The organism is Mesorhizobium sp. M0854, assembly GCF_040319815.1.
In the GTDB taxonomy this organism is placed as follows: domain Bacteria; phylum Pseudomonadota; class Alphaproteobacteria; order Rhizobiales; family Rhizobiaceae; genus Mesorhizobium.
This window is the reverse complement of the sequence record NZ_JAMYOL010000028.1, coordinates 13,419-28,489: the sequence shown is the minus strand read 5'-3', so window position 1 is coordinate 28,489 and position 15,071 is coordinate 13,419. Positions and strand designations below refer to the sequence as shown.

General features: G+C 61.2%; 11 protein-coding genes. 7 read left to right on the top strand and 4 right to left on the bottom strand.

From position 1 onward, the window contains the following. The first annotated feature begins 130 nt into the window (after positions 1–130). Positions 131–784 (top strand): dihydrofolate reductase family protein, encoded by a 654-nt coding sequence (locus NKH99_RS27095; RefSeq protein WP_353016629.1) that lies wholly within the window; start codon positions 131–133, stop codon positions 782–784. A gap of 53 nt (positions 785–837) precedes the next feature. On the opposite strand, the gene NKH99_RS27090 is transcribed toward NKH99_RS27095, so the two are convergent. Next, complete coding sequence (locus NKH99_RS27090; protein WP_353016626.1) at positions 838–1,707, bottom strand: LysR family transcriptional regulator; 870 nt, start codon at positions 1,705–1,707, stop codon at positions 838–840. A gap of 92 nt (positions 1,708–1,799) precedes the next feature. Between NKH99_RS27090 and NKH99_RS27085 the strand changes: the two genes are divergently transcribed. Continuing rightward, positions 1,800–2,399 (top strand): LysE family translocator, encoded by a 600-nt coding sequence (locus NKH99_RS27085; protein WP_352473933.1) that lies wholly within the window; start codon positions 1,800–1,802, stop codon positions 2,397–2,399. Between the two features lie 2 nt (positions 2,400–2,401). Here NKH99_RS27085 and NKH99_RS27080 read toward each other — a convergent pair whose 3' ends face one another. Both NKH99_RS27080 and NKH99_RS27075 read right to left on the bottom strand, forming a co-directional pair. Then, entirely contained in the window at positions 2,402–2,587 is a 186-nt protein-coding gene (locus NKH99_RS27080) for a hypothetical protein (protein WP_352822014.1), read from the bottom strand. A gap of 146 nt (positions 2,588–2,733) precedes the next feature. Further along, positions 2,734–3,912, bottom strand: coding sequence for an MFS transporter (locus NKH99_RS27075; RefSeq protein WP_254820339.1), 1,179 nt, complete (start codon positions 3,910–3,912; stop codon positions 2,734–2,736). A gap of 193 nt (positions 3,913–4,105) precedes the next feature. Here NKH99_RS27075 and NKH99_RS27070 point away from each other — a divergent pair, with 193 nt between their 5' ends. Together NKH99_RS27070 and NKH99_RS27065 are read left to right on the top strand one after the other, a co-directional pair. Further along, positions 4,106–4,459 (top strand): ArsR/SmtB family transcription factor, encoded by a 354-nt coding sequence (locus NKH99_RS27070; protein ID WP_352457526.1) that lies wholly within the window; start codon positions 4,106–4,108, stop codon positions 4,457–4,459. A 94-nt stretch (positions 4,460–4,553) separates the two neighbouring features. Continuing rightward, positions 4,554–5,300, top strand: a complete 747-nt coding sequence (locus NKH99_RS27065; protein WP_353016623.1) for a metallophosphoesterase family protein — start codon at positions 4,554–4,556, stop codon at positions 5,298–5,300. A gap of 106 nt (positions 5,301–5,406) precedes the next feature. On the opposite strand, the gene NKH99_RS27060 is transcribed toward NKH99_RS27065, so the two are convergent. After that, positions 5,407–7,794 (bottom strand): DNA/RNA non-specific endonuclease, encoded by a 2,388-nt coding sequence (locus tag NKH99_RS27060; protein WP_353016620.1) that lies wholly within the window; start codon positions 7,792–7,794, stop codon positions 5,407–5,409. Between the two features lie 263 nt (positions 7,795–8,057). Here NKH99_RS27060 and NKH99_RS27055 point away from each other — a divergent pair, with 263 nt between their 5' ends. The 3 genes from NKH99_RS27055 (at position 8,058) to NKH99_RS27045 (ending at position 14,907) form a co-directional block, all read left to right on the top strand. Then, complete coding sequence (locus tag NKH99_RS27055; protein ID WP_353016617.1) at positions 8,058–8,939, top strand: SH3 domain-containing protein; 882 nt, start codon at positions 8,058–8,060, stop codon at positions 8,937–8,939. 212 nt (positions 8,940–9,151) lie between these two features. Next, positions 9,152–12,655 (top strand): carbamoyl-phosphate synthase large subunit, encoded by a 3,504-nt coding sequence (carB, locus tag NKH99_RS27050; RefSeq protein WP_353016615.1) that lies wholly within the window; start codon positions 9,152–9,154, stop codon positions 12,653–12,655. 272 nt (positions 12,656–12,927) lie between these two features. Next, positions 12,928–14,907, top strand: a complete 1,980-nt coding sequence (locus tag NKH99_RS27045; protein ID WP_353016612.1) for an ATP-binding protein — start codon at positions 12,928–12,930, stop codon at positions 14,905–14,907. Positions 14,908–15,071: the final 164 nt, after the last annotated feature.

The window sequence follows — 15,071 nt, the reverse complement described above, 5'->3', positions numbered from 1 at the left end:
GACGATAAGGTCGGCAGTCACCTGCCCCCGGTCCTAGAAATTTGCCGGCCGCTGTCGGACAAATGTCCGTTCGCCCGTCCTTGGCTCGAACTCCGGCCATGACGGCACGGACCAGGGAAAGGGAGCTCCAATGAGGAAGATCATCGCCGCAACATTCGTCAGCCTCGACGGCGTCATGCAAGCGCCCGGCGGCCCGCAAGAGGACCCTGTCGGCGGCTTCGAATTCGGCGGCTGGACGTTTCACTACTGGGACGATGTGATGGGCGCCGAGATGGGCGAGACGTTTTCAAAACCGTTCGCGCTGCTTCTCGGCCGCAGGACTTACGACATCTTCGCCGCCCACTGGCCTTATCAGAAGAATGATCCGATCGCCGACAGCTTCAACGCCGTCACCAAATATGTGGCGACGCACAGGCCGGATTCGCTGTCCTGGCAAAACAGCCAGCCGCTCGGCAGCGATGTCGTGGCGACGTTGCGACGGATGAAGCAGGAGGACGGCCCGGACCTGCTCATTCAGGGATCGAGCGAGCTGATCCAGACCTTGCTCGCCAATGACCTGATCGACGAGATCAGCCTGCTGATCTTCCCGCTGGTGCTGGGCAAGGGCAAAAAACTGTTCGGCAGCGGCACGATACCTGCCGCCTTCAAGCTGACCCGTTCGCAGGCATCGACCACCGGCGTCCTCATGGCGAGCTATGAACGCTCCGGCGAGATCAAGACCGGGTCATTTGCCACGGAGCAGCCGTCCGAAGCCGAGATCGAGCGGCGCAAGAATTGGAAGTAGATGCCGCGGGGCGATCAAGGACGGCTGAACACTGGCCGTCCTTTTTGCTGTTTTTAAGCCCCCTCTCGTCGCCGTGCCAACCCATCGCGGAGGTGGCCCGCGAATGCCAGTGCAGCCGGCGCGACGTCGTGCTTCGGCAAATGCAGATTGATCGAAAAATTCGGCAATGACGGCAGCTCCGGATCGTTGGCCAAAATGTCGAGGTCGACAGGCACGGTCGACGCCAACCAGGTGGTGACGGCCAAGTCCGAACGCACCGTCGCCGTCGTCGCGTCGATGCTGCCGTTTTCGAATACGGTGCGCCATTCCAGCCCATGCTCGTTAAGCGCCTCCAGCACCACCGGGCGGAACGCACAGGTCTCGGCGACCATCGAAACCGGCAAGGGCCGCTTGCCGCGGGCGGCGCCGCCTTTGGCGCCGACCCAGACCAGCCGGTCGACAACAAGGCATTCGCCGGCCGACCGACCGATCGGCTCCTCGATCACCGCGAGTTCTATCGTGCCGGTCGCCAAGGCTGCGGCCAACTCTGGCGACGAAGCACAGACAAGCGAGATCTCGACCTGCGGATAGGCCTCGGCATAGGCCTTCAGCACCGGCGCAAGCAAGGTGCCGACAAGGTCGTACGGCACGCCGAGCCGCACCTGACCGGCAACCGCATCGCCCGCCATCTCCGCCAAGATCTCGTCATTGAGGGAAAGCAGGCGCTTGCCCTTGCCGAACAATCGCTCGCCGGAGCGGGTCAATCGCAATCCGCGCCGATCGCGCTCGAACAGGCTGCAGCCGAGAACCTCTTCCAAACGCTTGATCTGCTGGCTGACGGCACCTTGCGTCAAATGCAGCGCGTTGGCCGCCGCCGTCATGCTGGCCTTGTCGGCAACGGTGACGAAGGTTCGAACCAGGGCAGTATCGAGGTTGCGGAGCATCCGGCTATTATATTTGCTAATACAGATCATAGCAAACATTGCATTTACTGATGAGCCAAACAGCCTACCGTGCAGGCTTCAAAGGAAGCAGCATGTTTGAAACCGTCCTTCCCCTCGTCCTGTTCGCGCTGGTCTCAACCTCAACGCCTGGCATGGCCACGACCTTATCGACGGCGTCCGGCGCGCAGTTCGGCTTTCGCCGCTCTATCCCGCTGATGGCCGGGAGTGCGGCCGGCTTGGCCACGGTGGCTGCGGCAGGTGCTGCCGGGCTCGCCGGTCTGCTGGCCGCCGCTCCTTCCCTGCAACTGGCAATGAAAATGGCCGGTACCCTCTATCTGACGTGGCTTGCCCTCAAGATCGGCCGCAGCGGTCCGCCCAATCTGGACGTGGCCATGGCAAAGCCGAACAGCTTTTTGGGCGGCGCCGGCCTGCAATGGATGAACCCCAAGGGCTGGGCCATGGGGCTGGGAGCGGCGGCATCCTTTGCCGCGCTCGCCAACGGGCCGCTGCAGCTCGCCGTGCTGCTCGGCACGGTCTTCGGTCTTGCAGCGGCCCTATCGCTGGCGGCGTGGTGCGTGGCGGGCACGCTGCTCGCCCGGTTGCTGCGAACCGAGCGGCAGTGGCGCATGCTCAACGCCGTGCTTGGCCTGCTGCTGGCCGCCTCGATCATCCCGATGTGGCGGACAGCGTAAAGTTAGTCTTTAGCTATGTCAGGCAGCGTGACGCGCCGCCGGCTTGCCGGCCAGAAGGCTGCCGAAGAAGCCTTGCGGACGCGAAGAAAGGCACCTCCCCCGGCAATATCGGCAAGACCCGGTACCGTGAATGCTTCACCCTTTGCCAGGCCAACCAGCGCTGCATCGACCAGATCGTCGGCGGTCATGACGATTTCTTGCGGAACGTTGGCGCGCTCGCTTCCGGCTACTTCCCAGAATTCGGCACTGGACGAAATCGCCGCGCTGGATTTTGACGCATCGCCCGCCGCGACTTGAACTATCGGCGGCGGGCAGCCAAGCTCCACTGACAGCCTTATTCGGCCGGCATCGCCACCGGGCGCGCCGCCAGATGGCCCGCCAGCACCACGCCCAGACCAATGATCGGGAACGCCGCCGCGACCACGCCGAGGTCGGCCGGTGCGCCATAGCGCAGCACAGCGGCGCCGACCACGGCACCCAGTGCCACGCCGAGATAGAGCGCCGAAGCGTTCAGCGATAGCACGATGGGCGCGGCATCGGGCGCCAGCTTGATGATACGGCTGGCCTGCGCCGGCGGGAACGCCCAGCCGACGATGCCCCACGGCACCATCATGGCCATGAGCGCCGGCCCGGCGATCTCGCGCGGCAGAAACATCGGGATCAGCGAAAACGTGACCAGCATGGCGGCACTCAGCGCCAGCGACCAGCAGACGGTGCGCGTCGCGCCGAAACGGTCGGCGGCCTGCCCGCCGCCGATATTGCCGATGACCGCGCCAACGCCGAAAGCGAGCAGCATTCCGGGAAGCGCGATCGGGTTCAGTCCGCCGCCTTCGATCGCGAGCGGCGCGACAAAGGCAAAGACGGTGAAGGCGCCGATCAGGGCCAGGATGGTCGTCACCAGGATAGGCATGACGCCGGGGCGAAGTGCCGCTGCAAGCCGCATCCGGAGCGGCAGCCTGGTGCCGACGATGCCGCGCGGCAGCCGGTACCACAGGATCGCGCCGGCGAGCGCACCAAGGCCGGCAATGGCAAAGAAGGTGCCGCGCCAGCCGGCAACCGTCGCAACGAGCGCGCCGAGCGGTGCTCCGACCGCGACCGCAACCGTAGTGCCGCCGACGACCACGGCAATGGCGCGGGCGCGATGATGATCGTCGACAAGCGCAACGGCCGTTCCCTGTGCGGTCGCCGCGAACAAGCCTGACGACAGCGCCATGACGATGCGCGCGATCAACAGCAATTCGAAGGAGGAGCTTAGCGCCGCGGCGACGTTGCCCAACACGAAGAACACCAGCGTCCACAGGATGACGCGGCGCCGGTCCCATTCGCCGGTCAGCGTTGCCAGGATCGGCGTGCCGATCGCATAGGCGAGCGCAAACGCGGTGATCAGCGTGCCGGCGAGCGGAACGGAGATGGCGGCATCCTTTGCAATGTCGGGCAAAAGGCTGGAGATGACGAAACCTTCGGTCGAAATCGTGAACGATCCGAGCGCAAGCCAGATTAGGCGCTTATCCATGGCAATTTCCTTAGTTCAAAGGTTATTGAACAATTGGACATAACAGGGCATGATGTCAATAAAGCCGCTGCAACATAGCCGAACCATCCTGACAGCCCGGTGTCAGGACGGGGCGACGGGACGAAACTATGTGTCCATTGGCCACGAGAGGAGATGCGTTGAAATCGGCTCCGAATGTGCTTAATTCCTGGGCATGACCTTGCCCCATCCCACCGCCGACCAGATCAGCCTGCCGAACGTGCTTGCCGTGCTCGGCGACCCGACGCGGCTGGCCATCGTGCGCTATCTCGCCAGCAAAGAGGGCGTGCCGCTGAATTGCAGCCGGTTCCTCGATCTCTGCTCGAAGACCAATCTGAGCTACCATTTGGCCAAGCTGCGTGAGGCCGGCGTCACCCGCACCGAGGCGGTTGGAACCAGCCGGCTGATCACGCTGCGCCGTGACGATCTCGACCGCCGCTTCCCGGGCCTGCTCGACAGTGTTATTGCCGCGGCCGGCGACGCATCATTGCCGGCGGTCGGCGGCCACGAGATCGAAGTCCGCGCCTGAACGACCCGAAGCTGGGTTCCGCTCTCGCCCGCCTCGCTAGGCGGGCAAAGTAGTTTCACCCGCCCTCCAGCCATTCCAATTAACGGAGCCTGCCATGCGCATTGCCGTCCTCGCCGACATCCACGGCAATGTCCTGGCGCTCGACGCCGTGCTCGATGATCTGCGGCAGCGCGGCCGCGCCGACCTCATCGTCAATCTCGGCGATTGCGTTTCCGGCCCGCTCTGGCCGCGCGAGACCATGGAGAGGCTCGAGACGCTCGACCTGCCGACGGTGCGCGGCAACCACGACCGCCGCGTTGCCCGCGACACCGCCGACGAGACCATGTGGCCGTCCGACCGCTACGCGCAGGAACGGCTGACCGCAGGCCAACGCGAGGCGCTATTTGCGCTACCCGTCACGCTGGAGGTGGCGCCCGGCATACTCGCCTTCCACGCCCGGCCCGACCACGACGAAAAATACCTGACTGACGCGATCGTCGACGGCCGGCTGGTGCGCGCGCCGCTGGTCGCAATCGAGCGGCGCCTCGGCGCGATCGATCCCGCCTGCCGCATCATGCTTTGCGGCCACAGCCATCGCAGCGAGCTGGTCCGCATTCCCGGCGGTCCGGTCATCTTCAACCCGGGCAGCATCGGCTGCCCCGCCTATGACGATTCAACCCCGCCGGCGCATGTCTCCGAGCAGGGCTCGCCGCACGCCCGCTACGGCATCGTCGACTTGCACCCCGACAGTTTCGAAGCCATCGCCGTCGATTATGACCACGAGGCGGCGGCGCGCCAGGCCGAGCAGGCGGGACGGCCCGAATGGGCTCACGCGCTGCGCACCGGCTTCATGCCGGGCTGAGCTTGCTCATCCCGGGCTGAGCTTGCTCATCCCAGGCTGAGCTTGCTCATGCCTAGCTGAACGGATGACCGCCTTCGAGCGGCAGAAGTCGCGACCGGTCCAAGCTTCAGTCGTCAGACGCCGATCGCTTAGCAGGACGTCGGGCGCTGGACGTCGAAGTCTTGGTCGCCGAAGGCTTTGGCCGTGACGTCTTGGGCGCTAGTTGCGTTGGGTTGAAACTCTGTGCTGGGGCGGATTCGGAACCGGCCCGAATGTCGGCGTCGCGCACCTGCTGGCCAAAGTTCAGGCCGGTCAGCTCTTCAATCTCGGCCACCGTCGAAAGGAACTCCGATACCCGGGCAATTTCAAGCGGGTCATCGAATGCCTCGTCCCGCTCGCCGAACGCTTCGGGCATCACTTCCAAAACCGGCTTCTGGTCCGCCAGCAGCGCGATGGCGCGCAGGCCAGCTTGATCGGACCACAGCGCTATCTTCCAGAACTTCAGGGGGACATGGCTGTCGAAGCGGTAGGGAGGATCGTCCTCACCGAACACTGGCCCGGCAAACACCGTGACACGGCCTCGCGTCGTATAGGCGTTGCGCAGCACATAGGTTTCTACCGCGCGCCATCTCAACTTCCCTTTGGAGCCGGGATGGTTAAGCGAGCTTCCTTGATTGAAGAAGCCGACTTGCGGCGCAGCATTGGTATAAAAGAACGTGTCGCGTTCTGCCGCGACCGCCTCCTGATCGACGCCCCATGCGGGGTCGCCGCGAAGTGTAATATGGCCCTTCTGGAACATTCGAGCGATTCGTTCCTTGGATTTTGCGACGGGAAATCCAGGGACATTCTGGCTCGAATAGAATTCCTGGTTCATCTGCTCGCCAAGGTCGATGCGCCGATCGGGCCGGAAAGCATCGCTGGCTTCCGAACCGGAAATCGACTCCACCCCCAATTCGAGAAGCGACGGGTTGTCGATGACCGTCTTGTCCTCACGATTGACCGCCTTGGTGCGGGATCCATCGATATTGCAGGCGGTGACGAAGGCAAGCCTGCGATCGGCGTTCATCAAGATCGAAAAATGATGGTAGCGCAATTCGTGTGGGTCCTCTCCCGGTTTGGCAAGAAGGTTTTTGGCCAACCGGTAGGGTGAATTGGCAACCGTCGGCATTGCCAGGACAAAGCCCGGTATGAAGCCGGGCTCATACCCTCCACGATCGTCGAAATCCTCTGTTTTCCAACCCGCGGCCTCGGCGATGGCCACCTTCCCGGGTTCGCTTGCCGGGCCTTTGCCGTCGTTTCGTCTCGCATCGCCTCCGTCGCGGTCGATCAGCGGCGCCCGGACATTTATCTCGACGGGAAAAGTCCAGGTGACCGAGCCATCGGCATTGTGTCTCGTCGCCGGCGGATTGCGATCCGGTTCCGACCGCTGCACCGGCTTGTCCGGCACATCTTCGCGAATATCGGCGTTCAGCCGAACTGTCTCGTCCATCATGCGCGGCATGCCGGCCCAAATCACCAGAGCTTGCGAAACCGCCGATGCCGAGGAGCCCGGCAGCTTGGACTTTCTAGCACCCAGATGGTCAACGATGGCGCTGATCCGTATGCCTTCGTTGATCTCGCGCGCGAGCGCATAGCCACCTATGCCCGTCACCTCGTGGAACGGGCCGGCCCAATGGTGCAGGGCGATAGGTTCCCATTCATTGTTGAAGACCGGGGAGCCGGACGAACCCTGTTCGGTGTCGGCGACATAGTGCAGCACTTGCACCGTTTCGTCGCGGGCCACCAGCCGGTTTTCACGCAACACCAGTTCCTTGAAGCGGCCATCGGGATGCTGAACGATGTTGGCGATTTCGCCGAGCATATGCTTGTCGCGCGCATCCGACAGCGAGATAAAACCGAACTCCCCCAGTTCCTTTGGACCGGAACGCCGCTCGCCGACTCCGATCAGCGTATAGTCCAGACCCTCTATGCTATCGGTCACGAAACAGGATTCAGGATCGAACAGGAACGTCGTCGGCGTACGCACGGCATTCGCACCGTCCTGCTCATAATCGAACTGGACCTGGAAGCGCCGGGAATCCGCCGGCGACGAAATCACATGGTTGTTTGTGAGGAACAGCCTTGGCCCGACCAGAAAACCCGATCCTTGTGGATTGCCGTTGAGAAAGGCAACGCGGCCAACCGCATCGGCAGCACGGCGCCCACGCTCGAGGAATGCGACCCCGATGAAATCGAGCGTTGGGCCGAGAATTGCCTCCGGCCCTGGCTGCTTGGCGGCGGCCTTTCTTTCCCCGGCAGACCTCATGTCGATCGCTGCCGATATCATCTCCGCTTCGGTGCGGCTGAGCGACGCCTTTACCTGCAACCTGTCGAGGCGCCTGGAGAGGGTCTGTTCGGCGGCCAGCGGATTGCCGTTGGCGATGTGGCCAAGTGAAGCCTCAATCTCGGCGCGCGTTTTCTTGATACGCTGGCGAACTATGTTTTCCACCTGCGCAAATATTTCAAGGTCGACCATATTGCCCTCCTCAACCTTACTTGAGACAGTGCATATTTACATGAAATGTGCAATATTTTGCCGGCTGTTAGTTCACGGAAGTGGCCTGGTCGCGATTCAACACGCGGCACCTTTTCGGGCTTACACAGCGCCGTCTCGTCGCCTATAAAAACCGGCTGGCGTGCGATGGCGCTTTCGTGCCTGGCCGCGCCTTCGGCAATTGAACCTACCGCCCATGGCAGATGATTAGGCGCACAGTAACACTCCCGACGACGCTGCTTGCGGTGATCGCCGCTCCGCTGATGCTGGCGGAGTTGCCGGCCAACGGCCAGGAGCCGGAGCCCATCGTCTCGATTGTGACGGGTCTCGCTCCGGATGACCTCCTGAACGTGCGCGCCACGGCGTCGGCCATGGGCAAGATCGAGGCGCGGCTGCCGAGTGGTTCGAGCGTGAAAAATCTCGGCTGCGGCGACGTCAGCGGCTACAAATGGTGCAAGGTTGAAGACATTGATGACCCGAAGATGAGCGGATGGGCGCCCGCACGCTACCTCGACCCTATCAATCCCCGGCAAGTGACACCGCAGGTGGCGGCCAGTGCGGAGAACCCTGCGCCTCAGCCGCTGCCCGACCTGACAACGCGCCTCGGCGCGACCGCTCCCGAAACGCCGCTGAATTCCCCTGACGCGATCGGCAGGGTGGCGATCGAGGATGCTTACCGCCTGGCCCTGGCCGGTGGAAACCCCACGACTGGACAGGTTGATGGATCGCCGCCCGCGGCAGTGGGTCCCGTCCAGAATTTCGGCGCGGCCAACGCGGCGCCCCCGGCCGACGCACAGACCGTTGCGCGGCTTCAGCCGCCGGGGACACCGGTACCCGGTGCCGGCAACGCCATCCCCTGTGCGCGCTATCTCGGCCAGCCGATGACCAGCTGCAAGGCAGGCGTGGTGCGCACCGGCGACAAGACCGACGTGACCGTGACCTGGCCCGATGGCGGCACGCGCATCATCAGCTTCAAGGCCGGCAAGCCGGCCGGTGCGGACGCGCCCGGCGAATTCCGCTTCACCCGCGAGGGCAGCCTGAACATGATCCGCGTCGGTGCTTCCGAACGCTTCGAGATCACGGACCAGTTGGCGCTGGGGATAGTGATGAGGGGAATAAGGCAGTAGGGCAGTAGGGCAATATGTTTAAAGGGCACTCGAACCTCTGCCCTACTGCCCTACTGCCCTACTGCCCTACTGCCTGCCATTTTAGGGGCTTACATCCGGCAAAACTCTTCCCTATAAGGCCCTCCTAGCCTGATACCAGAATCGCGAGCACAACCGGCCGGGTCATCCCGTCCGGCTTTTTGTGCAAGCCGCCCGCCGAACGGACCCTCGACATGCCAAGACGCACCGACATCAAGTCGATCCTGATCATCGGGGCCGGCCCCATCGTCATCGGCCAGGCCTGCGAATTCGACTATTCCGGCACCCAGGCCTGCAAGGCGCTGAAGGAAGAGGGTTTTCGCGTTATCCTGGTCAATTCCAATCCGGCCACCATCATGACCGATCCGGAACTGGCCGACGCCACGTACATCGAGCCGATCACGCCCGAAGTGGTGGCCAAGATCATCGCCAAGGAGCGGCCGGACGCGCTGCTGCCGACCATGGGCGGCCAGACCGCGCTCAACACCGCTCTGTCGCTGCGCCGCATGGGCGTGCTCGACCGCTATCAGGTCGAGATGATCGGTGCCGACGCCACCGCAATCGACAAGGCCGAGGACCGCGCGCTGTTTCGCGAGGCGATGAACAAGATCGGCCTGGAAACGCCGAAGTCGATGCTGGCCAACGCAACCGACGTCAAGAACACCGACCGCAAGACGCACGAGGCCGAGCGCGCCGCGCTGAAGGCCGAGAAGCCGGAAAATCTCGACGCCGCGCTCGATGCTCTGGAAACGCGCTGGAACCTCGGTGAGGGCGACCGCAAGCAGCGCTATATCAGCTATGCCATGGCGATTGCAGCACAAGCGCTCGACCATGTCGGCCTGCCCGCCATTATCCGCCCCTCCTTCACTATGGGCGGCACCGGCGGCGGCATCGCCTACAACCGCGCCGAATTCTTCGAGATCGTCCAGTCCGGCCTCGACGCCTCGCCGACCACCGAAGTGCTGATCGAGGAGAGCGTGCTCGGCTGGAAGGAGTATGAGATGGAGGTTGTCCGCGACAAAGCCGACAACTGCATCATCGTCTGCTCGATCGAGAACATCGACCCGATGGGCGTGCATACCGGCGATTCGATCACCGTCGCCCCAGCGCTCACGCTGACCGACAAGGAATACCAGATGATGCGCAACGCCTCGATCGCGGTGCTGCGCGAGATCGGCGTCGAGACCGGCGGCTCCAACGTGCAGTTCGCCGTCAACCCGGCCGACGGCCGCCTGGTGGTGATCGAGATGAACCCGCGCGTCTCGCGCTCGTCGGCGCTGGCCTCCAAGGCGACCGGTTTTCCGATCGCCAAGATCGCCGCCAAGCTCGCCGTCGGCTACACGCTGGACGAGCTCGAGAACGACATCACCGGCGGAGCAACGCCGGCCTCGTTCGAGCCGAGCATCGACTATGTCGTGACAAAAATCCCGCGCTTTGCCTTCGAGAAGTTTCCCGGCGCCGAGCCAGTGCTGACCACCTCGATGAAGTCGGTCGGCGAGGTCATGGCCATCGGCCGCACCTTCCAGGAATCGCTGCAGAAGGCGCTGCGCGGGCTGGAGACCGGCCTGACCGGTCTGGACGAAATCGAGATCCCCGGCATCGGCCATGGGACGACAGCTGCCAGCCACGTCGACGACCGCAACGCCATCCGCGCCGCCTTGGGCACGCCGACGCCGGACCGGCTGCGCATGGTGGCGCAAGCGATCCGCATGGGCACTTCGCTCGAAGACGTGCACGCGATGTGCAAGATCGACCCGTGGTTCCTCGAACAGATCGCCGGCATTCTCGACATGGAAGCCCGCATCCGCGAGCACGGAATTCCCGAGGACGCCGCCAATCTGCGCATGCTGAAGGCGATGGGTTTTTCGGACGCCCGCCTCGCCTCCCTGGTCAGGAAGGATGTCGAAGAGATCCAGAAGATACGCGACAAGCTCGACGTTCATCCGGTTTACAAGCGCATCGACACCTGCGCCGCCGAATTCGCCTCGCCCACCGCCTACATGTATTCGACCTATGAGGTGCCGTTTGCCGGCGCGCTCGCCAACGAGGCGCAGGTCTCGTCGCGCAAGAAGGTCGTCATCCTCGGCGGCGGCCCCAACCGCATCGGCCAGGGCATCGAGTTCGACTATTGCTGCTGCCATGCCGCTTTTGCGCTGCGCGACGCCGGCTTCGAGGCGATCATGATCAACTGCAATCCCGAGACCGTGTCGACCGACTACGACACCTCCGACCGGCTCTATTTCGAGCCGCTCACGCCGGAGGACGTGTTGGAGATCCTGCGCGCCGAGCAGGCGTCCGGCGAGCTCGTCGGCGTCATCGTCCAGTTCGGCGGCCAGACGCCGCTGAAGCTGGCGGATGCGCTGGAGAAGGCCGGCATCCCGATCCTCGGCACCTCGCCCGACATGATCGATCTGGCCGAGGACCGCGACCGCTTCCAGAAGCTGCTGCACAAGCTTGGCCTCAGCCAGCCGAAGAACGGCATCGCCTATTCGGTCGAGCAGGCCCGCCTCGTCGCCGGCGAGCTCGGCTTCCCGCTGGTGGTGCGCCCGTCCTATGTGCTCGGCGGCCGCGCCATGCAGATCATCCACGACGAGAGCATGCTGCAATCCTATCTGCTCGACACCGTGCCCGGCCTGGTGCCGGAGGACATCAAGCAGAAATACCCCAACGACAAGACCGGCCAGATCAACACGCTGCTCGGCAAGAACCCGCTTCTGTTCGATACCTATCTGTCGGGCGCCATCGAGGTCGACGTCGATTGCCTTTGCGACGGCAGGTCGACCTACGTCTCCGGCATATTGGAGCACATCGAGGAGGCCGGCATCCATTCGGGCGACTCGGCCTGTTCGCTGCCGGTGCATTCGCTGCCCTCCGAGCTGGTCGACGAGCTGGAGCGCCAGACGGCAGCACTTGCCCGCGCGCTCAATGTCGGCGGGCTGATGAACGTGCAATATGCGATCAAGGACGGCACCGTCTATGTGCTGGAGGTCAACCCGCGGGCGTCGCGCACCGTGCCCTTCGTCGCCAAGACCATCGGGCGGCCTATCGCGAAGATTGCTGCCCGCATCATGGCCGGCGAAAGCCTGGAAGACGCCTTCGCCCACTACGGCGCCATGCCCGACCCGCGCAACCCCGGCCACATCGCCGTCAAGGAAGCGGTATTCCCGTTCGCCCGCTTCCCCGGCGTCGACATATTGCTCGGCCCGGAAATGCGCTCGACCGGCGAGGTCATGGGCCTCGACCGCGACTTCGCGCTGGCCTTCGCCAAGAGCCAGCTCGGGGCGGGTGTTGATCTCCCCCGCGCGGGCACGCTGTTCGTCTCGGTGCGCGACGAGGACAAGAAGGGCATCTTGCCGGCGGTCAAGCGCCTCGCCGGCCAGGGTTTTAAAGTGCTGGCCACCTCAGGCACCGCACGCTTCCTCGCCGAGAATGGCGTCGCCGCCGAGAAGATAAACAAGGTGCTGGAAGGCCGCCCGCACATCGAGGACGCCATCCGCAACCGCCAGGTGCAGATCGTCTTCAACACCACGGACGGCCAGAAGGCGGTGTCGGACTCAAAATCGCTGCGCCGCGCGACGCTGATGCAGAAGGTGCCGTATTACACCACGCTCTCGGGGGCCGCCGCGGTGGCCGAGGCGATTGCCGCGCTGAAGGCGGGGAGCTTGGAAGTGAGGCCGCTGCAGGAGTACTTCGCGTAGGCGATTAGCCAATCTCCCTCCTTGTGGGGGAGATGGCCGGCAGGCCAGAGGGGGGCGCTGTCCCGCCAATGCTGCGATCCAACACCCCGTCTCGGTGTTACTGCCGACCCACCGTTTCCCACAAGAGGAAGGGTGCTGACGGTGCCCCTACTACCCGACGCTCTCACGCAACCATCGCGGACGCCATCGTTGCGCTGAAAGCGGGTGACATGTCGTTCCCTTGAACAGAATATGGCAGGTGATGTAGGATTTGAGATGGGAGGGGCCCTGTCATGATTGAAAGTATTTCTGACGAACTTTTGAAACCCGATATGCGAGCAGTCCTATCACGAACACATCTCGGCTACGATCTTCATAGTTTTCTGCTTCCAGTCCTAGAGGCTATCTCGAATGGGATGCACGGTATTGAGGCAAGATTCAAAAATAGCGCCGCCGAAAATGGGAAAATTGAAGTACATTTCATCCATCCGGCCGACCCATTGAAATTTCGTGTTACGATAGCAGACAATGGGATAGGCCTAACGGACGAAAACTATAAATCTTTTCGAACACCTTTTTCCGGCTACAAACTTAAGGAAAACGGCCGAGGTTTCGGCCGGTTCATTGCCTTCAAAGTATATTCTTCCATATTGTATCAAAGCAGATACAATTTTTTTTCCATTGAAAGATCCAGATCTTTCAAATTTGATATAGCAAATGACAATGAAATTATGTTCATCGGAGGCGAGCCTAAGTTCCGCGATTCCGGACTCCAGGTAGAATACCGTCAGCCTCTGACGAACTGGCACGATTTGATACGTGGGTTACGTCCAGACCACGTCGCTGATGAAATAGGCAGCCATTTCCTGCCCTATTTTTTGTACAAATGGCTTCCAAAGATTACTATTCAATTCGACGAGTTGGCTCCACAAGACATAACCGAGCACTTCAAAAGCGTTTTTGTTGAATCCGACTCCGGTCAGATAGAATGCGAGATCGATGGGGAAAATGAAAAATTAGAATACTCCGTAACCCGCATCCCGAAGACCAGAACTTTTAATAGCCACTGCCTTTTACTTTCTGCTGCAGATCGAATTGTCGGAAAGCCGCGTGACCTGACTAATAAACTCGGTCAACCATTTTTCGTTGATGAAAAGGGTGAGAAATATATAGTGATCGCGGTAGTCAGAGGGCCTGCATTTGAGACACGCCTTAATGACGCAAGAACAGGCATAAATCTTCCGCCAAAATCAATTGAAAACATAGTTTCAGCGATAAGCGATGTAATTGAGAAGACAGAGGTCTCTCAAATTGAAAAGATCAAGGATGAGCAGTCTAGCGATCTTGGAGATGCGCTTCGCGAAAATCCAATTCTACGATTGGGACTGCGCGGCAGAACAGTAAGCGAATACGTTGCAGCAAAGCCTAATAACTGGTCAGCAGAGGAATTCGTTTCCGATCTGGCCATCGAGCGGTTCAGAGCATCGGGCGACCTGTCAAAAGCAATCTCTCTTGCTGCGGGTGATCCTGAGAATTACAGCGAGAAACTATCTGAGATAGTCAGTAAAATCGATGCCGCAAAAAAGGAAGCTTTGGCGGAGTATGTAATACACAGGAAGAACATTATCGAGCTTTTGGAAGCGGCTCGGAAATTTAAGTCAGACGGAAAAAGAGAGCCCGAAGACGTCATACACGAGCTTGTTTTTAGACGATTTTCCGACAGTGTGAATACCGAGTACTTTTCTCACAATCTTTGGCTCATTGATGATGCGCTAGCATTCTTACCTTACGTGTCCAGCGATCGGACGCTGCAGGGCGGGCGAAGGAAGTTAGGGGACAAAGTAGCCGATTTGATTTTCTTCGATGACAGTATAATTCTCGGCGACAACGATGGCACAACCATAAATATTATAGAGTTTAAAAAACCGAGCCGTGACGATTATAAATTTGGAAATGAAAAACTCGACCCAGTTCTTCAGGTGATAAACACCCTGGAGCAGGCAACAGATCGAGGGGGGATAAACAAGACAGACGGAAGCCATATTGCCTTTACCGGTGTCATTCGCCGTTTTTCATTTATAATCGCCGACCATACACCAAGCATGGTTAACCTACTTCGGAAGCATGACTTCAAGAATGACTGGAATCCGAAAATATTTTTTCGATTTAGGGATCATGAAGAGATATTTATACAGGCGATAGGCTATGAAACGTTGGTTGAGAACGCCAAGAAGCGAAACCAGGCGTTTTTCAGTGTTCTACTTGGTGAGTGAGCAAGCGAAGGCGACTTCGTCGACAAGTAGCAGTTGCCTTCCTCCCTTGTGAGGTTCGGAGGACTGGCTGGCTCGCCAAGGTGACACCGAGCGAAGTCGTGTCGGACGAGAGGTGTCCCGCCCGACAATAGCCCGCAAATCACTGGTGACAGTACGCGACGCCA

What these genes read in the sequence shown, in the direction of transcription:
- NKH99_RS27095 (WP_353016629.1), top strand. Translation starts at nt 131, where the DNA reads ATGAGGAAGATCATCGCCGCAACATTCGTCAGCCTCGACGGCGTCATG.
- NKH99_RS27090 (WP_353016626.1), bottom strand. Translation starts at nt 1,707, where the DNA reads ATGCTCCGCAACCTCGATACTGCCCTGGTTCGAACCTTCGTCACCGTT.
- NKH99_RS27085 (WP_352473933.1), top strand. Translation starts at nt 1,800, where the DNA reads ATGTTTGAAACCGTCCTTCCCCTCGTCCTGTTCGCGCTGGTCTCAACC.
- NKH99_RS27080 (WP_352822014.1), bottom strand. Translation starts at nt 2,587, where the DNA reads ATGACCGCCGACGATCTGGTCGATGCAGCGCTGGTTGGCCTGGCAAAG.
- NKH99_RS27075 (WP_254820339.1), bottom strand. Translation starts at nt 3,912, where the DNA reads ATGGATAAGCGCCTAATCTGGCTTGCGCTCGGATCGTTCACGATTTCG.
- NKH99_RS27070 (WP_352457526.1), top strand. Translation starts at nt 4,106, where the DNA reads ATGACCTTGCCCCATCCCACCGCCGACCAGATCAGCCTGCCGAACGTG.
- NKH99_RS27065 (WP_353016623.1), top strand. Translation starts at nt 4,554, where the DNA reads ATGCGCATTGCCGTCCTCGCCGACATCCACGGCAATGTCCTGGCGCTC.
- NKH99_RS27060 (WP_353016620.1), bottom strand. Translation starts at nt 7,794, where the DNA reads ATGGTCGACCTTGAAATATTTGCGCAGGTGGAAAACATAGTTCGCCAG.
- carB (WP_353016615.1), top strand. Translation starts at nt 9,152, where the DNA reads ATGCCAAGACGCACCGACATCAAGTCGATCCTGATCATCGGGGCCGGC.
- NKH99_RS27045 (WP_353016612.1), top strand. Translation starts at nt 12,928, where the DNA reads ATGATTGAAAGTATTTCTGACGAACTTTTGAAACCCGATATGCGAGCA.